Genomic DNA, 20,277 nt, shown 5'->3' on the forward strand with positions numbered 1-20,277 from the left:
TTCAATGGGTTATATGCTTCGTTCGAAGCGACTTACTTAAATTGACACTTTCATTCGATACTTGGAAAATAGATTGCACAGGAAATGGCTAATATCTTTTTTATAAATCAGGCCCTGCATTATAACAATGCAGGTTGCCCTGTTTATACGCTATTGCCGTCCCTGCATAGATAACCCGATATTACTCGGGCACAACGTAAGTCTCTTTAAATAATAGGCAAGATATGAAATTCTCTAAAATTGCACTGGCAATGGGCTTTGGCCTGGTAATGGCAAGCGGTATGGCAAATGCGGATGCAGATACACCTGCTCAGGGTGCAGCTGCGGGTAGCCAGGGCCACGGCACCGTTCATTTTAAAGGTGAAATTATTGATGCGCCGTGCTCTATCTCTCCGGATACCGCTGATCAGACTGTTGACCTCGGCCAGGTTTCTAACTCTGCGCTGAAAGATAACGGCAAATCTGTGCCAGTGCCGTTCAATATTAAATTGCAGAACTGCGATGTCTCTACCTATAAAACAGTGACTGCCACCTGGGGCGGTACTGCTGATGTCAATATGCCTACCGCGTGGGGTATTACCGGTACCGCGTCTGGTGCAGCCATTGTTCTGAGAGATGCCTCCGAGAAAGACATTGCAATGGGTAAAGCTTCTGCGCCGACTGCGCTGGTTGCAAACAATACCACTATTGCTATGTCCGCCTACCTGCAGGGCGACGGAGCCGATGTTGTTCCGGGTGCCTTCACCGGCGCCGCTGACTTCGTGCTGGCTTACCAGTAATCCCTGGCGCTCGTCTGCTTCGATGAGGAGGGGGTTCCCCTCCTCTTATCCGGAATTAAACGCGAATGAATAAACATGCTTTGGCTGTGATGGCCCTGCTGTATTTGCCGCCGGCGGCCTTTGCCATTGGGCACGGCCACGGTCACGTGCAGATCCGCGGCAGCATCGTTGATACCGCATGTGCGATTGCAACCGGCGATCTTGATCAGGTGATCGATATGGGAACGCTACCCGTAGCGGAATTAATCAACGACGGTCGCGGGCCGCCGGTGCCTTTCACCGTGCATCTCATCAACTGCACCCTGGACGGCGCCGATACGCATGCCGCGCACCACTGGAAAGACGTGCGGATTACGTTTCAGGGCATGCCGGACGGAAAAAGGCTGTTTGCCGTTCATGGGGCGAGCAGCGGTGAAGGGGTCGCGATCGTGGACGCGGCGGGTATGCAGGCTGTACCCGGCGAACCGATGTCGGCGACGCCGATTTTACCGGGTGAGATGGCGCTGCACTACCAGCTGCAGATTGAAGAGGATAGCCACGCTATTCATCCCGGCCGCTTTACTACCGCGCTGCGTTTTTTTATGGAGTATGAATAATGGGTGCGTTTACATCCTGCCGCGGCCTGCCCGCGCTGAACCCGCTGACTCAGGCACTTTTGCTGGCGCTGGCGCTGGGGGCTTTTGTACCCGGCGTTCAGGCGCGGGACAGCCTGCCTGCGTCAGCGGGCTCTGAGACAGAGCAGGGCGCAGCCGTACCCGCATCTTCCAGCGCCGCACCTGCCGCGGCCTCCGGGGATACTGAATTTAATACCGACGTGATGGATGTGGCCGACAGGGCGAATGTCGACGTCAGCCACTTTGCCCGCGCCGGGTACGTCATGCCGGGCGACTATCCGCTGACGCTGAACGTCAACGGCGCGGAGGTGCGGGATATTTCGGTGACCTTCTTTACGCCGGCAGACGATCCCCACGGCAGCGTGGCTTGCCTGACGCCGGAGATGACAGCGCTGTTTGGCCTGAAGGAAAGTGAAGTGTCGAAGCTTGCCTGGCAACGCATTGGCGGCAGGCAGTGCCTGGATAAAACCTCCCTGCCGGGAATGTCCGCTGCGGGAGATCTCGCCACCGGATCGCTGCGGATCAGCGTGCCTCAGGCCTATCTCGAGTACAGCGCACCGGACTGGGATCCGCCTTCGCGCTGGGATGAAGGGGTAGCCGGCCTGCTGTTTGACTATAGCCTCAACGCCACCCGGCAATTTTTAAAGCGTGGCGATAGCAGTACCAGCATCAGCGGTAACGGCACGGTGGGTGCCAACGCCGGCCCCTGGCGGCTGCGTGCCGACTGGCAGGCGCAGCGCTATACCTCCCGGAGCTACACGCAGCAGAGTATGCAGTGGAGCCGGTACTACCTCTATCGCGCGCTGCCGACGCTCGGGGCGAAACTGACCCTTGGGGAAAGCGATCTGGATTCGGGGCTTTTTGACAGCTTCCGCTTTGCCGGGGCGAGCCTGGCCACCGATGACAGCATGCTGCCACCAAACCTGCAGGGGTATGCGCCCGAAGTGACCGGGGTCGCGCGCACTAATGCAAAAGTTGTTATCAGCCAGCAGGGACGGGTCATTTATCAGACGCAGGTCGCCTCGGGGCCGTTTCGTATTCAGGAGCTGAATCAGGCCACTCGCGGCACCCTGGATGTGCGGGTTGAAGAGGCCGACGGCCGCGTTCAGACCTTTACGGTGGACACTGCCGATGTCCCTTATCTGACCCGACCCGGCATGGTGCGCTACAAACTCGCGGCGGGTCGGCCTACGGACTGGAAACACCGCATTCAGGGCGATCCGTTTACTACCGGCGAGTTTTCCTGGGGGATCTCTAACGGCTGGTCGCTGTTTGGCGGCGGGATAACCGCGAAGCAGTACACCGCGCTGGCAAGCGGTATCGGGCGGGACCTGCTGGCCTTCGGGGCCGTATCGTTCGACGTCACCGAGTCCAGAGCCCGGCTGCCGGGCGGCAAAGAGAAGCACGGGGGATCGTATCGCCTGAGCTACTCCAAGCGCTTTGAGAAAATCGGCGGTCAGGTGACCTTTGCGGGCTATCGCTTCTCGGAAAGAGACTTTATGTCCATGAGCGACTATCTGGAGGCCCGCTTTCACGACAGGGAGTGGGGGATGACCCGCGGGCGGCAGAAGGAGCTGTATACCATCACCGCCAGCAAAGCGTTCAGCGATCTGAAAATGAACCTCTACGGCAATTACAGCCACCGCACCTACTGGGACCGCCCGGATCAGGATCGCTACAGCCTGACCCTCTCGAAGTACCTGGACGTGGGGCGCTGGAAAGATATCAGCCTCAGCCTGACGGGCTACAGCAGCGAGTCCTGGGGCATAAAAGACAACGGTATGTACGTTAACGTGAGTGTTCCCTGGGGCAGCAGCGGCTCCCTGAGCTACAGCGGTCAGACCTCGCGCGACGGCGGAACAACACAGACGGCGGGCTGGTACGACAGTATCGACGCCAACAACAGCTACAGCCTGCAGGCCGGCAGGTCGTCAGACAGTCAGTCAACCGGCAGCGGTTATTTCACCCACATTGGCGATCTGGCTCGGGGAAGCCTGAGCGCCAGCTACAGCGAGGGGAGCTACAGCTCGCTGGGCATGTCGCTGCAGGGCGGCATGACGGCAACCCGCTACGGCGCGGCGCTACATCCTGAAGGAACCAACGGCGAAACGCGGCTGATGATAGATACCGGAGACGCCGCAGGGGTTCCGCTGAAAAACAGCGGCCCGGTGCAGAAGACCAATATGTTCGGCAAGGCCGTCATTACCGGGCTGGGAAACTACTGGCGCAACAGCGTTGCCGTCGACGTGGACATGCTCGGGGACGATATGGAGGCCAGCCATCCGCTCACGGAGTTAACCATGACCGAAGGCGCTATCGGCTATCGCAAGCTGGACATCATGCTGGGTCGTAAATTGATGGCGGTAGTGAAGTTTGCCGACGGCAGCAGCCCGGCATTTGGCTCCGTTCTCTGGCGCGGGTCCCATCAAACCGGCGTTATTGATGACGGCGGCAGCGTCTGGCTGGCCGGGGTTGAACCGGGCGCGAAAATGGAGCTGCGCGAAAATGAAAGTCCGATCTGCGGCATCACCATTCCGCAGAAGCTTCCGGCGAAAGAGACGGGTCAGCTGCTGCTGCTAACCTGCGACGCCGCAAGCCACCGTCATGCATAAGCGTTGAGAGAGGATCCGCATCGGGAAGTGGCGCGGATGAACAGAAGTGGATCCGCAGGGACGCGCTGCCAGGGATGGCACTCTAAAATCCGATAAGCAGAGAGATATCATGAAGTTGAATCATAACGCTATTCCTTTCGTCCGCAGCGCGGTTGCCGTCGCGCTGCTCAGTGTTAGCGCCATGCAGATAGCCAGCGCCGCGGTTGCGCTGGACCGCACCCGCGTCATTTTTGAAGGCGGGAAAAAGAGCATGAGCGTCAACGTCCGTAATGATAATACCAGCCTGCCTTATCTGGCTCAGGCGTGGGTAGAGGATACCGGCGGGCAGAAGATCCAGTCTCCGCTAATGGCGCTGCCGCCGCTGCAGCGCCTCGAACCCGGCGCGAAAAGCCTGGTAAAAATTCAGTTGGATCCCGTGGCGGAAGCAAAACTGCCCAAGGACAGGGAGACGCTGTTTTACTTCAACCTGCGTGAGATACCGCCGAAAAGCAACAAGGCCAACGTGCTGCAGCTGGCGCTGCAGACGCGGGTAAAAATGTTCTATCGCCCGGCAGCGCTGGTGTCCCAGGCGGCCAGCAGCGAAACGCCGTGGCAGGAAAAGCTCTCCTTAACGCGCCAGGGCGAAGGTTATCAGGTCAATAACCCAACCCCGTATTACGTCACGCTGGTGGCCGACGGCAACGTGGAAATGAAGCCCCTGATGCTGGCCCCGAAAAGCTCCGCCGATCTCGGCGTGAAGGCGAGCGCGATGGGCGGCCAGCCGCACGTGGCTTATATCAACGACTGGGGCGGACGCCCCGTATTGAAGTTCAGCTGCAGCGGCAGTACCTGCGGCGTTATCGCCGGCAAATAAACCGGACGCTGCTGTCGAGGGATGGCTGAAGAGAGGGGTGAAATGAGAAGAGAGCAGATTTTAGGCGGCGTGCGGCGACGCGAGCGTGCGGCGACGGGCATTAGAACCGCGCTGGCGTGCGCGCTTGCCCTGCTGGCAAGCGGCGGTGCAGGCGCGGCGGGCCCGCTGGAGAATACCGATGGCGAACACGGTCTCCTGCACGTTTACGGTCAGCTGGTTGATTCTCCCTGCCAGATGAGCATGGATTCCCGCGATCAAACTGTCAGTCTTGGAACTCTCGCCTCTGCCGAGCTGCATCAACCCGGCGCGCGAAGCCGGCCGGTGCCTTTTTCGGTGCGGCTGCGGGGCTGTCTTGTCGCCTCCGGCCACCTGAGGGATTCGCAAACGGACAGTACCGTATGGGGCGCAGATCAGCCGGTAGTGAGCGTCAGCTTTATCGCACCGGCGGACTCCAGCGATCCGTCATTAATGAAACTCGACGGCGTGCAGGGCATTGCGCTGCGCCTGACCGACAGTCGCGGACGCGATATCCGCCTCGGCAGCCGCGGCGTGCCGCAACTGCTCACGCCGGGGGATAACACCCTGCGCTGGTTATTACAGGCGCAGCGCGTCCCTGGCCCGCTTGTTCCCGGCAAATTCCAGGCGGTGACCAACTTTACGCTGAGCTATGACTGAGTGTTGCGATGAAACTAAAAAGATGGTCCGTAACGGCACTATTCATGACGGCGGCGCTGCTGAACGTTACCGCCGCGTCGGGTCAGGACTCTTCGATGGCGAAAGTAACGATTAAGTTGAGCATCGTTAAAAATACCTGCCGCATCAACGGCGATCGCGCGATTAAAGCGGAGTTTGGCGAGGTTCCCGTCAACAAGCTAAACCTCGCGACGGCGAACGTGCCGATTACGATTGCCTGCGACGACAAGCCGCAGGGAACCCTGTCCATGGAGCTAAAAGGGACGGAAAGCGCGTTTGATACGCACGCGCTGCAAACGGATCGCCAGGGGCTGGGCATCACCTTTACCTCGGCCAAATCGGAGCCTGTCGATCTCAATACTTTTTACGACGTCACCAGCAAGTTTGGCCTGACGTCGAAAACCGGGACCTTTAATTTGACCGCGCATCTGACATCGGACAGTAAAACGGTGCTGGATGGCGGCGAATTTAACGCCTCTGCCACGCTGATTTTGCAGGTCAGCTAAGACTGTTTATGAAGAAAAAACGTTATTTATTCATTAAGGCAGCCGTCGGCATTGCTGCCTGCTGTTCCCTGCTGCCGGTATTTCCCGCTGTGGCGGACTCAGAGGTTAAATTTCACGGCACCCTGCTGGTGGTCGAGTGCCGTCTCAACGACGGAAAGAAACAGAGCGTCGATTTCGGCAATGCGGTGGGGATCCACCGCATCGACGGCAAGCGCTACGAGCAGCCGGTGCCTTTTCACCTCGAGTGCGAAAATTATTCCGGCGGAAAAATGCCGCCGATGACGTTAACGCTGGAAGGAACGCCGGTCTCATTTAATCACGCGGCGGTAGCGACCAGTGTGAAAGGGCTGGGGATTGAGCTGCGGCGAAACGGCGAGGCGCAGCCGCTTAACCAGGCCGTAGCGCTTGATAGCAGCGCGCAGCCGGTGCTGACGGCGGTGCCCGTGGCCGATCCCTCGGTCAAGCTTAACGCCAGCCCTTTTACCGCCAGCATTAAGCTCAGCGTGGAGGTGCCGTAATGAAGCTTCAGATAGCGTTAGCGGTCGTTCTGATTGCGATATCCGCGCAGGCTTTGGCGAAGAGTAAAGCCGCCTCCGCCGATGTCGATTTCAAAGGCAATCTGGTTGCCGAGCCCTGTGTGGTGGCACCCGGCGGCGACGGTGAAAATGTGGTTGTCGATTTCGGCACCGTGGCAGAAAAAACGTTTTATTCCATCTACGGCCGTCGAAGCGCGATGCAGAAGTTTCATATCACGCTGACCGTGCGATATCTCTATGGGTAAAGATGTCAGCGTGACCTTTACCGGCACGCCAGATGCCGAGCAGCCGGATCGTCTGGCATTAAGCAGCAGCTCCGGCGTCAGGCATATTGCCGTTGGCATACAGACCGCCGAGGGTGAGGAACTGCCTGTTAACAAGCAGAGCAAAAACTATGTGCTCAAGTCCGGTACAACGCTGCTGGAGTTTATGGCCTATTTACAGGCAAGCGACAGCGGCGTGCGGGACCACAGCGTGGGGCGGGGCAATTTTGAAGCGGTGTCCACGTTTGAGCTTGAGTATCCGTAGTTAATCCCGAAGTGGTGGTCTTTTTCTTATCTTATTACCACTTTGAGAGGCGTTAGGTTATCGGTATTTAATCATCTGTGGAAAATATCCAGGTATGTTTGAGTAAGGGCGCCCGGAGTAAATTCTGTTTTTACGCTAAGGTATCAGAAATAATGAAAAAAATAGTCAGTATAGGCCTGGTCATTATTCTTACATGGCTATGCTCATTTATAGGTATTAAAAATGCAGTAGCGGTAGCGGTTATCACAAACTTTAATCGACAGGGCTCTTCGGTTACTGCCACTGTTGCTGCATGGTCAGAGCCGGAGGGTATTCCAAATCCCTGCTACGGCTGGCAGACTTGTATGGTCGGTCCGGATGTATCCTATTCCAGGCATGGTATAGGTAGTCTGGTAGGATCTTGCTTAGCTGGCGGATGTATCGAAGCCAGAAATTTAAAAACGACAGCCGATGTGGCCAGACAATACACGTACATGAGGCAGCTACCTTTCACATATACTTTCTCAATTGACCATCCAGAGGACGACGCCGCTTGCGCGGGGATGGTGTATATCGATAGGCCTGTTATACAAGCTGGAGTCCATGGCGAGCTGTTCCCAGGGGCAACCTGTACCGCAATTCCTCCGGATAATTTCCGGTGCACTCTGGATATCCCACCTTATATCGATCATGGTACGTTGAGTGCCAGAGAGGTCAATGGCAGTTCTGCTAGTGTGAACGGTAAGGTAAGCTGTAATTACGATGGTCAATTTTCTATTAGCACGATCAGTGATTCAGGGGACAATATCGTACATCTCAAAGATAATTCTGTCATTTCAGCGGTAACGATAAATGGTCAAAATGCGACGAATGGGTTAGTTATTAAGACTATGAGAAGTAGACCGACAAATATTAAGGTTAATTCTGTGCTCACTTCAGATGGTACAGTAACCTCTGGGAATTACAAAGGAAATATTGTTATTTATGTGAATTATAGCTAGCCTTTATTTGCTATGTTCAACAAACGCTAACTAAAAGTCATATTTACTTGAGGCGAGTGTAATAAATTTTTACTGCATAGTTATGTGTAAAATTTAAAGTTTTATGAAGTGACGATGATACACCTGATTATATTTAAAAGATCTTTTGTGGTTGGCCATCGGGAAGCATATAATTATTCGCAGTTAAATATTATTGATGACAAAAAATAGATCACCGGTGCCGGGATAGAATTAAAAGTAATAATAAAAGTATGACATTTTTTCTCGCCCGGCGTCACCGCGATCCTGCTACGCGATGCAACTTATCGCATTATCGTTTTTATCTCTTTGCTGATGGCGTGCTGGTGAACGATATGGTCAGCACTGCGAAATCAATCCTGCACCCGACCATTATTCAGTGCGGAGTTTACCTGTCGTAAGCGAGCTGCAAGTCGTAGACCTTGCACCGGCTGGATCAATTTTGCTGCCTTCGGGCAGTAGATTTTAAACCGTAATGGAATACCACCCGCGCGGGAAGTGCCCCGGCGGTATAACAGTTAGCGGCAGCTGGCAGGTTTTCGGATACCTTGACTTGGAGCCGGCTGTCGCCTTTTTAACTATCGCACCAGAGAACAACGGCTATGCAACTGCGTCAACAGCGGCTTCTCGCCAGAAGCCGGTGGGATTTTTTATGCCCTTTTTTTGCCCAAATGAGATTCATTCTTATGCTTGTTTGCCGGGCGTTCGCGCTGCCGGAGGCAGCAGAACGACCGCAGGTAAGCAATGTGCCGGCCCGGCATCAGCGCCCGGGCTCCGCGCAGATTTTAATTAGCGTCTTTATCGGCAGTAACCTCGCCGTGCAGGAGGCACCATGAGAAATCGTAAAGTTACCGATTTGAGTTCGGGATTTCTGTATGAGTCTCTCTCAGGCTCAGTTGCGAAACAGGCTCCCGAGCCCGAAGACGCGGCGCTGCAGTCATCATTCAGACAGTCAAAATGGGCAGACTGGAAAAATGTGACGATAGTCGGGACCGATAGCTGGGCCATTACGGGCCTGCGCCATCTGCTGGCCCCCTGCGGCGGCATACGTCTCAAGGTGTTTAACCATCTGCCGGAGCGTGACGCGTGGGGAGAGCCTGACGTAGTGATCTGGGTGCGCGAGCGCTTCGATACCCTGCCGGAGCTGGCCGCGGAGATATTACAGCTGCGCAGGCTGCATCCGAAAATTAAACAGCTGGTGATAAGCGACTTTCTGCCCCCCGGACTGACTTTCCCCCACAAAAGCCCCTTTAACGGCATTACCCTCGCGCAGGCAAAAGAGAGTATTGAGCTGTTGCGCAAGAAAATTGTGGCGTTGCTCTCGGGTAAATCCGCAAAAGAAGGCATGGTGAGAGAAATATTAACCCCCGGGCAGTGGCGCGTGCTGTGCATGATGGCCAACGGCGCTAATACGCGGCAGGTCGCGACTCTGAGCAACATCTCGATCAAAACCGTGTTGACCCAGCGGGGGCACGCGATGCTGCGGCTCGGCTTGCGCAACCGCGTGGAACTGGCGTTCGTACTGCGCGGCATCGTACAGATGCAGCAGGTTGTGCCCGCCGTTTTGCGCAGCGTGCCGCCAGCGTTGAGGACGTCCCGGGCATGAATAACAGCAGAGTCACAGCAAAACAGCTGCGGCAGGCGCTGCGAAAGCGGGAAATTGTGCCCTGGTATCAGCCGGTGGTGGACGCGAACGGTCAGGTCACCGGCGTGGAGGTACTGGCCCGCTGGCTGCGCAAAGGCGCCCCGCGGGTTTCGCCGGATACGTTTATTCCCCTCGCCATGGAGGCCGGGCTTATCGTGCCGCTCACCCGCCAGCTGATGCGCCAGACGGCCCGGGAACTCTCATCCCGTGTGAAGTGGCTGCCGCAGCCGTTTAGCGTAGGATTCAACATGCCGGCTGTCTGCCTGAAAGACAGCGCGCTGCCGCTGCACTGCCGGCGATTTCTCTCGTCTTTTCCGCCTTTCGTTAAACTGGTGCTGGAAGTCAGCGAGCGCGACGCCGCGCCCGATCTGTATCAGGCAGCGGACACGTTAACGGCGCTGATACGCGACGGCATTGACGTTGCGCTGGATGATTTCGGCACCGGCTGGGCCAATTTAAATCTGCTCTGCCGGCTGCCTCTTACCACCATCAAGCTCGATCGGATGTTTTGTACCGGCGCGCCGGGCTCGGCAGAGTCCATGACCGCCGCCGCCGCCATGCGTCTGGCCCGCAGCCTCGGCATGCGCGTACTGGCCGAAGGCGTCGAGAGTCTCGCTCAGGTCAGACGAATGAGGGCGCTCGGCGCCAGCGCGTTTCAGGGCTTTTACTTTTCCCCTCCCGTCTCAATTCACCGCCTGATTTGGCGCATCCTGCCCGGCGCGCTGGGGCTGGGTGGTGAGAGTGTCCGGCTGTTAGGTCATTCGTAATTCAGGTAAGGCTGCTGAGCGAGGGGGCGGTTTCTGTCAGCGAAAGTGCCTTTTTGCACAAGCCACTGGCTCAATCAACTGATTCTGAAATATTCGCCGCCGGGCATTCTGTCCGGTTTTTTTGGCCTGATAGCATTATGCTGTTCCAGTTTACGGGAGGGGATGGTATGGCGATAACGGAAGAGGCATTATTGAAATCGGGTTTTACGGCGAAGGATATACAGAAACTCAGAAATAACAGCGCCAGTTATGGTTCAGCTTTAGATGTCATTGTTTCGGATCTGGCAAGGCGATTCTTAGTCAACGTTTGGGTGACGTTCGGAGTTATTTTTGTGTGTCTGATAGCGCTGATTGTGGGGTCGGTTGACAGCGCATTATCCGGTGTATTTGCTGGGTTGTTTGTTTTAGCCATCGGCTGGTTCACAATTCCCGCTGGCCTGGCCTATAAATCCTGGCGTTTCAGAAATCAGGCTCAATGAGTTGAGTCTGTTGCTGATGACATTAAATTGAAAACCACTTTTGCTTTCAGTCCATAACCCACGATTTTCATGGTTAGCATTGGGTGGGTTGGATCACATGTTTCCACGCGGGTTATGCGGTTTCACTTTCTGAGGGGTGATATTGCTTAATACCCTACTCGCTAATATGGCTATTGACGCCCGCCACCACTCTGGCCTTATGATCGACCGCTGTCGTGTCATCTATGGAATGTTTGAAAGCAGGGAATAAGCATGGGGTTAACGTTTAAAAGAAGCATTGCGGGGCTGGCCTGTATTGGGATTATCGCCGCCGCGTTTTTGATATATGCCAACAACAGAGTCAGCAGCAGCGCCGAAAGTCGGATCTGGACAAGCGTTGAGCAGGTGCCTTTTAATCTGGTTGGCGTTGTGCCCGGCACCCGCCCCGGCGGTACCTATTTTCAAAACAGGATCGGCGCCGCGGCAGAGCTTTACCGGGCCGGCAAAGTGAAGTGGCTGATCGTCAGCGGCGATAATCGCCACGTCGGTTATAACGAGCCCCGGGAGATGCAAAAAGCGCTCATCGCAAAAGGCGTTCCCGAAGAAGCTATCTACTGCGATTACGCAGGGTTAACCACCCTGGATACCGTTGTGCGGGCCAGAGAGGTCTTCGGCCAAACCCGCTTTACCGTCGTTTCCCAGCAGTTTCAAAACCAGCGCGCTATCTACCTCGGACAGCATTACGGCATCGACGCCGTTGGATTTAACGCCGGCGATGTCCCGGCAAGCCAGCAGCGAATCTTAGGCTTTATCAGAGAGTACGTCGCCCGGGGACGCGCCGTTCTCGATGCAAATCTGATCCGTCGCCAGCCCCATTTTACCGGGCCCGCTATCGTACCGGGCAAAGCGTCTGCGGCGAGCTGTGCGGGATGAGTCATTCGATATTAGCTGCCTGCAGCCGTCATTTCTCTGAGTGCGGATTGCAGGGAGTTCATCTGTAGCGCTGAAAGGGATTTTTGCAAATCATTCCGCTACGACTGTTACTTTTACAGGATCAACATGTTTACTGACTTTAGGTACGTGGGGGCAGAAGTAGCAGAGCAGGAAGAAGGCCAGAATATCTGACAGAAAACAACCACCCCCAGAAAAGCAAAAACCCGCCTTTTAGGCGGGTTCTTTAGAATAGTGGTGCCCGGACTCGGAATCGAACCAAGGACACGGGGATTTTCAATCCCATTGCCGAAATGTTAAAGATTTAGCCTCTTTGTTATAAAGATGTGATTATTCATTTGGGCATACATCCAAAACCTTGATTTGGATGTGCAAAATGAAAATACTTCCCGTTATCTCTCCCAAAGGGGGAGAAGGCAAATCCACATTTGCTGCTTATCTTGCTGGTTTTCTTGCTGATGCCGGCCTCAGAACGCTTCTTGTTGATGCGGACTACTCCCAGCCGACTGCCAGCAGTATCTTTGCGCTGGAGCACGAAGCGCCTTTCGGTCTCTATGAGCTGCTAATGCAGATGGTCAGTGACCACACGCAGTGCATTTCTCAGACCGCCATAAAAAATCTTGACGTCATCTACTCCAATGACCCGGATGAGCTGTTGCCGACGGCGATGCTCCATGCTGCTGATGGTCGTCTTCGCCTGCGTAACATACTTCAGCATCCTTTCTTTACCCGTTATGACGCCATTATTGTGGATTCAAAAGGCGCAACAGGCGTCATGACCGAACTGTCTCTCCTGTCCTCGTCCGGGAACGTAATGGGGGTGGTAAAACCCATTCTGCCGGACGTCCGTGAATTTATCCGCGGCTCCCTTCATATGCTTACCCGCCTGAAAACCTATGAAAATTACGGTATCCGCCTGCCGGATATTTCCATTCTCGTTAACTGCATCGAAAACACCCTGCTGGACCGTGAAGCGATGGACGGCCTTGCCGCCATCATCAATGGAAAACATTACGATGCCTCTGCGCTGGGCAACCGGGACGTTTATCGTTTACTCGATACCCGTATCGAGGCGCTGGATATTTTCAAACTGGGACACGTCAAGCAGCAGCCCGTGCATCGTCTTGAGTATAAAACGCGGCGTAAAGGCCCGGCCGCAGCCGTGACCATGCACGACCTGGCCTGTGAACTGTTCCCTGAGTGGGAGCCCGCATTCGGAACTGTGCTGGAAGGGGAGGTGCGCGGATGAATCAGTCAGCCATATTTTCCTCTGTCCCCGGCATCCTCCGGCAGTCCCGTCTGCTGGAAGATATTCTGTCTGCATCTCAGCACGCGTTGTCACACGGTGCTGTCAAATTGCAGGGTGGACATCCGCTATCTCTTCTGGCCGTAAACGGCAGGTTTGTTTCGCGACAACATCTGCCCTGTGGAGGACTGGAGCTCACTGTTACCCACCCGGAAGCACTTTGTGAGTGGCTTAATGGCATCTGGTTCCCGCTGCAACAGGCTGCCCTTGAAAACGATGCAGAGGCTTTTTACTGCGCTGAAGTTCACCTGCTGAAGACTGAACTGAATAAAACTGACCCAATGTCTGTCTCTTCACTGGGATGTGAACTCTGGGCCAGTCTGACGGGGCTGGATTTTATTTCTTCACTGCCCGATTCAAACCAGCCCCTGCCTTTCCGGATGGCTCTTCAGGTGAGCCGGCATCTTGTTCAGTCTGTCAGACCGGATAGCAAACTACGGACAATGCAGGAATGGCGGGAGATTATATTTACCTCCTCCACCCTCAGGGAGGAGGCGGTTTTCCCCCCGGGCTGGCTGGAAGGATTCCTCCGCCGGGCAGAGCGTATATTCACCAGCGCTGGCTCTCAGGCCGGATTCATCGATTCCAGGCTTCCATCCTCAGCCGGAGGTGCGCCATGTCTGAGATGATGATGCCCTGCTCTTATGAAGCTGAGCAGGCCGTACTCGGCGGACTGATGCTTGATAACGACCGGTGGGATGAGGTGATACTGCACATCTCACCGGAGGATTTGTTTTCCCGTCCGCACCGCATGGTCTTCCGGGTAATGGCTGAGCTCGCCGGCGAGGGGCTGCCGCTCGATCTCATTACCATCACTGAGCGCCTGGAGACCCGGGGTGACCTGGTTCATTGTGGTGGTTTTGCCTATCTGGCTGAAATGAGTAAAAACACGCCCTCTGCCGCCAATATCCTGGCTTACGCCGGGGTGGTGGCGGAGAAAAGCCGCCTGCGGCAGCTCATGACGGTGGGTAACAGTCTTCTTTCCGATGTACAGGCCCCGAAAGCGAACTCGGCGGGCATCCTGGAGTCGGCCGAAGGTAAGCTGTTCAACATTGCCGAACAGGGCGCCATGCAGCTCAACAGTGAGACCGGCGTTAACGAGGCGCTGGGTAAACTGCTGACGCAGCTGGAAAGCATGACCGCCAGCGACGGCCTCACCGGGACACCGACCGGATTCAGTGAGCTGGATGCGATGACCTGTGGTCTGCAGCCCGGCGATCTGGCGCTTCTGGCGGCACGCCCGTCAATGGGTAAAACCTCCCTGGCGATGGCGTCCTGCACCGCGGCCGTAAGAGGAAAACCTGACGATTTCGTCTTTGTGTTCAGCCTTGAAATGCCCGCAGAGCAGCTGATGATGCGCCTGCTGGCGATGGAAGGCCGGGTGGAGCTGAGCCGGCTTCGCAGCGGCAATATGGATGATGAGGACTGGGCCCGGGTATCTGAGGCCACCGGTCGCATCATTGAGTGGCAAAACCGCCTCATTATCGATGACACCAGTTACCAGACCCCGGCCACACTGCGCGCCCGCGCCCGGCGTTATGTCCGCAAATACGGCCGTCCCTCTCTCATCATGCTGGACTATCTGCAGCTTGTCCGATCCCCCGAGCAGGAAAACCGTACCCAGGAGATCTCAGAAATTTCCCGCTCGCTCAAGGCGCTTGGCAAGGAGCTGGGCTGTCCGGTGCTGGCGCTTTCCCAGCTTAACCGTCAGGTGGAGCAGCGGCCCGATAAACGGCCCAACAATGGCGACCTGCGTGATTCCGGGGCGCTGGAGCAGGATGCGGACCTCATCATGTTTATTTACCGGGATGAGGTTTACAACCCCGGGACCCCTGATACCGGGGTGGCTGAAATCATTGTCGGTAAACAGCGCCAGGGGCCTACCGGCACGGTGAAGATTAAGTTTGACGGGCGTTACACGCTGTTTTCGGCGTTTCAGGAAGGCAGCTATGACTTCGGTTATCACTGCGGGAGGAAAGAGGCATGAGCCGTAAACGTTCTGATGTGGGGGCGGCCATGCTGCAGCCGGGACGCCAGTCGCAGGCAGCCGGCAATATCAGCGTCATGCCGGCAGCTGAAATGCCCATGGTGCTGACGCTCGACCAGTTAAGCCCCAATCCCGATAATCCGCGGACGTCACGCAACCCGCGTTATGACGATATCAAGGCGTCTATCCGTTCACGCGGGCTGGACACCGTGCCCAAGGTGACCCGGGATCCGGATGGTGAACCCGATATCTACATTTTCAGCGACGGCGGGAATACCCGCTATCAGATCCTGTCTGAACTGTGGCAGGAGACCGGCGAAGACCGGTTTTTCCGCGTCCACGTGCTGTTCAAACCGTGGCCGGGACGGCTGCAGTGCGTTATTGGCCATCTGGCAGAGAATGAGGTGCGCGGGGACCTGAGCTTTATTGAAAAGGCGAAGGGTATCCACAACGCCCGCGCTATCTATGAAGAGCAGACGGGAAAAACGGTTTCATTGCGCCAGTTGTCCGAGCTGCTGACCCGTGAAGGCCTGCCGGTTCATAATTCAACAATCAGCCGCATGGAAGACGCGCTGAAATACCTTTATCCGTGGATCCCTGACCTGCTGGAGTCCGGGCTCGGCAGGCCACAGGTGGCGGCCCTGCTGGCTCTCCGGCATGATGCGGAACGCGTGTGGGATGCGTTTTGCCTGCTTTCAGATGTCAGCGAAAAATCCTTCAGCGACGTGTTTGGCCAGTGTTGTGGCCGCTTCAACTCGCCTGAACTGTGGTCAGTTGAGATGTTCCGCGATGAACTGATCGGTGATTTACTCCAGGCGTTACCCCATCCGGAACTGGACTATGACCGCTGGATGATGGAGCTTGACCCCAAAGAACGCAACCGCCGGCATCACTTTGGTGACCCGGAGCCGGTTGCCCTGCCTGCCGCAGAGAAACCTGAACCCGTACTGCCTGCCACCGTGTCAGATAAAGATGACGGCGTCCCGCTGTCTGTGTCCGCTTCACGTCCTGAGGTCTCAGCTGCGACGCCCGTTCCGGGGAATGCGTCATCACCTGCTGAAACACCGGTTAATGAGCCCCCCCGGCATGAGGTTCAGCCGGATATGTACGGTGCCGCGCCGGTCATTTCAGGTGAAGGCGGGGAGGTCAGCGGGCTGGTTACCTTCTCTGAAGAACATGAAGAGGACAGTGAAGAAGACGGCCTGCTTTCCCTGCTGACACCTGAGCCGGAAGTGGCCACCCGGGATGATGCGCCGCTCATTAATGACAGCCTCTGGCATGTGCCGGCCCATCAGGACGATATCGAACACCTGCAGAATACCGCTTTTCGTCTGGCATGGGAGCTGGGGGAAGTACTGGGTTGTGAAGATGAAATTTTGCCGCAACGCGACAGTGATATATCCGCCGGTTACGGCGCGGCAGGTGAGGTGTGTTCTGAAGCAGCCGCATTCCTGCTGGGCCTGACCGGCGATGCGCCTGCAGTGCATCCGGCAGCCGGTGTCTGTGACCTGGCAATGCTTTTCACCGGCGGGCCGGGGGAGCGTGAAGCCCCCGCGCTCAGCGATGATGATGCCATGAAGCTGCTGCGCCTGATGCGTGTGATGCGCCGTCTGCGGGAGCTGCAGCGCGGCGTGACGCCTGAAGAGGAGAAGAGTGATGAATAATCCACAGCGACAGCTGCGGCTGCTGAACCTGGTCAGAAAGCTGCTGGAGCTGGGCCGCAGCAACAGCAATCCCCATGAGGCCGGGCTGGCACTGCAGCGGGCACAAAAGCTGATGTCACGGTATGGCATCACCGAACTTGATGCCGGCCTGTCATCCGTCCGGGAAGTCTCTTCCTGCACGGCCCCGTCGGAGGCTGAAAAAATCCCGGAATGGATGGTGAGCATGGTGTGGGGTGTCTGTCATGCCTTCGGCTGCCGCGCGTATTACTCATGGCGTCAGACATCTGCCGGGTCTCGCCGCGCCGTGACCTTTTACGGGTTCAGTGAAAAACCGGAGATAGCGGCGTATGCCTTTGATGTGCTGACGCGCCAGCTGAAAGATGCCACCACGGCTTATCTCCGAACCCAGAACAGGCGTCTTAAGCTGGCCACGCGCCGGGCGAGAGCGGAACAGTTCCGTGACGGCTGGGTATGCGGGGTGCGTGAGGTGATATCGGCGGCTGACCTCAGCCGCGAAGAGCAGCAGGTGATGAGTCACTGGCTGGAAAGCCGCAGTATGAAAACCGTCACAACCCGCGAGCTGAAAGCGTGTCGCGGGGCAGATACAGCACGTTATCAGGGGTACGAGGCCGGGCAGAACGCCCGTCTTCATCAGGGTGTCAGCGGCCGGGGTCCGGCAGCCATCGGTTACCGTGAGGATTAAGGGGGAATGATGAACAGTTTATCTCAGGCTGCGAACGGGCTTCTGATGCAGCTGGTAATGGATCTCAGAAGTGGCTACCTGCGCCGCTGTGAATCACTGGGACTGAACCGGGAAGAAATGCAGATGCTGCAGGGGCTCTCGCTTGAAGAGCTGCACTACCTTTCCGGCAGTGAGGTGTCAATCGTCAGTGTGGGCATCAATCACGGCAATCTGGTGCGCATGCTGCAGCAGGCCCGGACGGAACAGAAACGCCTTCAGCGCATCGACCGGGCGCTGGCGCTGGGCGGCTCCATTGAGCTGATGGCGCACTATTTCGGGCTGTCGAGCACGGACGTGGCGGCCCGCCGGCGTATTGCCGGTATCGATGTCCGGCCGGGGCGCGGCAATGCGCTCGGTGATGACGATAATGCTGCGCTCTGGCGACAATGGCAGAAGTCAGGTGTTGACGATGCGGAAAGTGCTGACGGGCTGGACGTGATGATGCTGGCTGCAGAGCAGATGAACGTCTCGCTGACGTCGGTCTGGCACGCCGTTCGCGGCTGGCACCGTACCCGGGAGATGCAGACGCCCCCTGCCCGGGCGGCGGTAAGGAAAACGGCATGAAATACAGGGTGGTTGCGCCGGGTCTGCGTGCCCCTCACGGCACGCCGCCACAGTGCTGTCAGAAGGCGTTACGCCAGGTTCGCCGCTTCCGTCAGGGGGCGCGTAATTACACCCGGCTTGAGGAAAAAGGGTGTGGTTACTACAAAATCGATCTGGGTCCGTTCTGGCGGCTGCTGAGCCGCAACGAAGGCCGGACATGGCTTCTTCTCAGCCACGAACGCTATAACAGCGCCATACGGAAATAGCGGCATGCCAGTTTGTTTACCCTGCACCCGTACGCGGGTGCAGTACTAAGCATACTGACAGAACAGAACGGCCGCGAGGGTGGCCAGAAAAGGAAGAATAATGACTCTGCCTGCAGAAAGCCTGATAGCTTACACGCTGGACAAGATGAATGCCCGTCTTGCGGCCAACCCCCGGCGGGACGAGGGACGGATACGTAATGGCCTGCTGTTTACCGGCAATGTGCATGATGCCATTCCCCGCCGGCTATTGCTCGATACGCGCCTGTCCCCGCTGGACAAGATGGGCTGGATGATGATCCGCCTGTATGCACAGAATAATGAAGGGGCGGTTTTCCCGAGCTATGACGAACTCCAGCTTCAGCTTGCCTCGCCCGGAAAAGGAAAGGCTTCAAGGGAGACGGTCAGCCGCGTCCTGCTGATGCTGCGAATAACCGGCTGGCTCAGTCTCTGCAAACGCGTGCGGGATGATAAAGGACGGGTGCGGGGTAATATTTACGCCCAGCATGATGAGCCGCTGTCCTTCAGCGATGCGGAAGCGCTCGATCCCCGTTTTCTGGACACAGTGGCAGACGCATGCCTGAGTAAAAACCGCACCGTCAGCCAGACCGCCCGTGACGTTCTTGACGATATCAAAAATGATCCCACCATGCGGCATTACCGCAGCCATCTTGCGCTGATCGAATCGCGCCTTGGCCACCCACAGACAGCCAGCCAGATGGCGAAACGTCACAGCCGGATACCCCATCCTGCACCGGGTTCGGAATCCGGACTCAGTCAGGGCCAGCAAAAAAATGCTGCCAGAATACCGGGTTCGGAAACCGAACTCAGTCCAGAATCGTATGGAAATTCACTGAGTTCGGAATCCGTACTGCCAGTAAAATCAGGTGGTTATGACCGGGTTCGGAAACCGAACCATTACGTACGTAGTATCATACACAGTGTGAATAAAACTACGTACGTACCGGGCAAATCTGTACTGCCTGACAGCCTGAAGGAACTTATCCCGGCAGAAGATCTTGCCATGCTGACCGCCCAGCTGCAGGCGCTGCCTGAGGAGCAGGCGGAACTTGTGCTGCTCAGCCTGCAGAAAGTGATGGCACGTCAGCGGCTCAGTAATCCGGTGGGCTGGTTGCTGGCCGTGATGAAAAAGGCCCGTGAGGGCAGGTTGTATGCGCCCCGTCAGGCTGATGATCTGCCTGAGCGTGCCGCGCAGAAATCCGCCCGGCGTCCTGAACAGCAGCTGTGGAAGCCGGAACCACACACCTCTGCCCGCCCGGTATCAGAGGAAAATATCCGTAATCTGGTCAGGGATATTCGCAGTAAGCTAAAAAGTTGAGCGGAAAAAAATTACCAGTGGTAGCAGTGGCTAAAAAATGTACAGTGCTGCCAGTGGTAGCAGTGACTAAAAAATGTACAGTGCTACCAGTGGCAGCAGTGACTAAAAAATGTACAGTGCTGCCAGTAGCAGCAGTGACTAAAAAATGCACAGTGCTGCCAATGGCAACAGTGACTAAAAAATGTACAGTGCTGCCAGTGGCAGCAGTGGCTAAAAAATGTACAGTGCTGCCAGTGGCAACAGTGGCTAAAAAATGTACAGTGCTGCCAGTGGCAGTAGTGGCTAAAAAACATACAGCACTGCCAGTAGCATCACTGTGTAAAAAACACACACCGCTACCGTTGGCTGTATCTAATTGGTCACCAAAGTTATGTTTTGATTACTTTTGACCAATATTTTCACCTCTCTCAATCAAGAATTCACTTCTTTACGGATCTGGTTTCTTGTTGTCCGGAACATCTTACCTGAAGAGTATCAGTGCCTCGGGTCGAAC

Annotated in this window: 23 protein-coding genes; all 23 read left to right on the forward strand. The window is 56.3% G+C overall.

What is annotated here, in order from left to right; genetic code table 11:
• Positions 1–224: 224 nt before the first annotated feature.
• The 23 genes from QZ766_RS16020 to QZ766_RS16130 all read left to right on the forward strand — a co-directional run bounded on the left by QZ766_RS16020 (position 225) and on the right by QZ766_RS16130 (position 20,173).
• Positions 225–779: a fimbrial protein gene (locus QZ766_RS16020; RefSeq protein WP_297203653.1), complete on the forward strand. Its 555-nt coding sequence runs from the start codon at positions 225–227 to the stop codon at positions 777–779.
• Positions 780–844: 65 nt separating this feature from the next.
• Positions 845–1,375: a fimbrial protein gene (locus QZ766_RS16025; RefSeq protein ID WP_297203655.1), complete on the forward strand. Its 531-nt coding sequence runs from the start codon at positions 845–847 to the stop codon at positions 1,373–1,375.
• Positions 1,375–4,005, forward strand: coding sequence for a fimbria/pilus outer membrane usher protein (locus tag QZ766_RS16030; RefSeq protein WP_297203656.1), 2,631 nt, complete (start codon positions 1,375–1,377; stop codon positions 4,003–4,005). Before QZ766_RS16025 ends, QZ766_RS16030 begins: the two co-directional genes overlap by 1 nt.
• A gap of 181 nt (positions 4,006–4,186) precedes the next feature.
• On the forward strand, positions 4,187–4,858 hold the full coding sequence (locus tag QZ766_RS16035) for a fimbria/pilus periplasmic chaperone (protein ID WP_297203720.1): 672 nt from the start codon (positions 4,187–4,189) through the stop codon (positions 4,856–4,858).
• Between the two features lie 42 nt (positions 4,859–4,900).
• Positions 4,901–5,533 carry a fimbrial protein gene (locus tag QZ766_RS16040; RefSeq protein ID WP_297203657.1) on the forward strand — a complete coding sequence of 211 codons (633 nt, stop codon included), beginning with the start codon at positions 4,901–4,903 and terminating at the stop codon, positions 5,531–5,533.
• Positions 5,534–5,541: 8 nt separating this feature from the next.
• Positions 5,542–6,057, forward strand: a complete 516-nt coding sequence (locus QZ766_RS16045; protein ID WP_297203658.1) for a fimbrial protein — start codon at positions 5,542–5,544, stop codon at positions 6,055–6,057.
• A gap of 8 nt (positions 6,058–6,065) precedes the next feature.
• Positions 6,066–6,575 carry a fimbrial protein gene (locus QZ766_RS16050; RefSeq protein ID WP_297203660.1) on the forward strand — a complete coding sequence of 170 codons (510 nt, stop codon included), beginning with the start codon at positions 6,066–6,068 and terminating at the stop codon, positions 6,573–6,575.
• Positions 6,575–6,838 carry a hypothetical protein gene (locus QZ766_RS16055; RefSeq protein WP_297203661.1) on the forward strand — a complete coding sequence of 88 codons (264 nt, stop codon included), beginning with the start codon at positions 6,575–6,577 and terminating at the stop codon, positions 6,836–6,838. Before QZ766_RS16050 ends, QZ766_RS16055 begins: the two co-directional genes overlap by 1 nt.
• The gene (locus QZ766_RS16060; protein ID WP_297203663.1) at positions 6,831–7,121 is read left to right on the forward strand and encodes a fimbrial protein; all 291 of its coding nucleotides are present in this window, start codon (positions 6,831–6,833) and stop codon (positions 7,119–7,121) included. Before QZ766_RS16055 ends, QZ766_RS16060 begins: the two co-directional genes overlap by 8 nt.
• A gap of 152 nt (positions 7,122–7,273) precedes the next feature.
• The gene (locus tag QZ766_RS16065; protein ID WP_297203666.1) at positions 7,274–8,101 is read left to right on the forward strand and encodes a hypothetical protein; all 828 of its coding nucleotides are present in this window, start codon (positions 7,274–7,276) and stop codon (positions 8,099–8,101) included.
• An 850-nt stretch (positions 8,102–8,951) separates the two neighbouring features.
• Positions 8,952–9,725 carry a LuxR C-terminal-related transcriptional regulator gene (locus tag QZ766_RS16070; RefSeq protein ID WP_297203668.1) on the forward strand — a complete coding sequence of 258 codons (774 nt, stop codon included), beginning with the start codon at positions 8,952–8,954 and terminating at the stop codon, positions 9,723–9,725.
• Positions 9,722–10,531, forward strand: coding sequence for an EAL domain-containing protein (locus tag QZ766_RS16075; RefSeq protein WP_297203670.1), 810 nt, complete (start codon positions 9,722–9,724; stop codon positions 10,529–10,531). Before QZ766_RS16070 ends, QZ766_RS16075 begins: the two co-directional genes overlap by 4 nt.
• A 53-nt stretch (positions 10,532–10,584) precedes the next feature.
• The gene (locus QZ766_RS16080; RefSeq protein WP_297203672.1) at positions 10,585–11,010 is read left to right on the forward strand and encodes a hypothetical protein; all 426 of its coding nucleotides are present in this window, start codon (positions 10,585–10,587) and stop codon (positions 11,008–11,010) included.
• Between the two features lie 252 nt (positions 11,011–11,262).
• Entirely contained in the window at positions 11,263–11,922 is a 660-nt protein-coding gene (locus QZ766_RS16085; RefSeq protein ID WP_297203674.1) for an ElyC/SanA/YdcF family protein, read from the forward strand.
• Between the two features lie 394 nt (positions 11,923–12,316).
• Entirely contained in the window at positions 12,317–13,189 is an 873-nt protein-coding gene (locus QZ766_RS16090) for a ParA family protein (RefSeq protein ID WP_297203676.1), read from the forward strand.
• Positions 13,186–13,875: a hypothetical protein gene (locus QZ766_RS16095; RefSeq protein ID WP_297203678.1), complete on the forward strand. Its 690-nt coding sequence runs from the start codon at positions 13,186–13,188 to the stop codon at positions 13,873–13,875. The genes QZ766_RS16090 and QZ766_RS16095 overlap by 4 nt, the downstream gene beginning before the upstream one ends.
• Positions 13,863–15,233: an SPI-7-type island replicative DNA helicase gene (dnaB-PI, locus tag QZ766_RS16100; RefSeq protein WP_297203679.1), complete on the forward strand. Its 1,371-nt coding sequence runs from the start codon at positions 13,863–13,865 to the stop codon at positions 15,231–15,233. Before QZ766_RS16095 ends, dnaB-PI begins: the two co-directional genes overlap by 13 nt.
• On the forward strand, positions 15,230–16,897 hold the full coding sequence (locus QZ766_RS16105) for a ParB family protein (RefSeq protein ID WP_297203681.1): 1,668 nt from the start codon (positions 15,230–15,232) through the stop codon (positions 16,895–16,897). The genes dnaB-PI and QZ766_RS16105 overlap by 4 nt, the downstream gene beginning before the upstream one ends.
• Complete coding sequence (locus QZ766_RS16110; protein WP_297203683.1) at positions 16,890–17,600, forward strand: DUF2786 domain-containing protein; 711 nt, start codon at positions 16,890–16,892, stop codon at positions 17,598–17,600. The genes QZ766_RS16105 and QZ766_RS16110 overlap by 8 nt, the downstream gene beginning before the upstream one ends.
• A 6-nt stretch (positions 17,601–17,606) precedes the next feature.
• The gene (locus tag QZ766_RS16115) at positions 17,607–18,203 is read left to right on the forward strand and encodes a DUF2857 domain-containing protein (RefSeq protein ID WP_297203685.1); all 597 of its coding nucleotides are present in this window, start codon (positions 17,607–17,609) and stop codon (positions 18,201–18,203) included.
• Positions 18,200–18,448: a hypothetical protein gene (locus QZ766_RS16120; protein WP_297203687.1), complete on the forward strand. Its 249-nt coding sequence runs from the start codon at positions 18,200–18,202 to the stop codon at positions 18,446–18,448. Before QZ766_RS16115 ends, QZ766_RS16120 begins: the two co-directional genes overlap by 4 nt.
• A 100-nt stretch (positions 18,449–18,548) precedes the next feature.
• On the forward strand, positions 18,549–19,784 hold the full coding sequence (locus QZ766_RS16125; RefSeq protein WP_297203689.1) for an STY4528 family pathogenicity island replication protein: 1,236 nt from the start codon (positions 18,549–18,551) through the stop codon (positions 19,782–19,784).
• The gene (locus QZ766_RS16130) at positions 19,781–20,173 is read left to right on the forward strand and encodes a saposin (RefSeq protein ID WP_297203691.1); all 393 of its coding nucleotides are present in this window, start codon (positions 19,781–19,783) and stop codon (positions 20,171–20,173) included. The genes QZ766_RS16125 and QZ766_RS16130 overlap by 4 nt, the downstream gene beginning before the upstream one ends.
• Positions 20,174–20,277: the final 104 nt, after the last annotated feature.

The organism is uncultured Pluralibacter sp. (assembly GCF_913775985.1).
Lineage (GTDB): Bacteria > Pseudomonadota > Gammaproteobacteria > Enterobacterales > Enterobacteriaceae > Pluralibacter.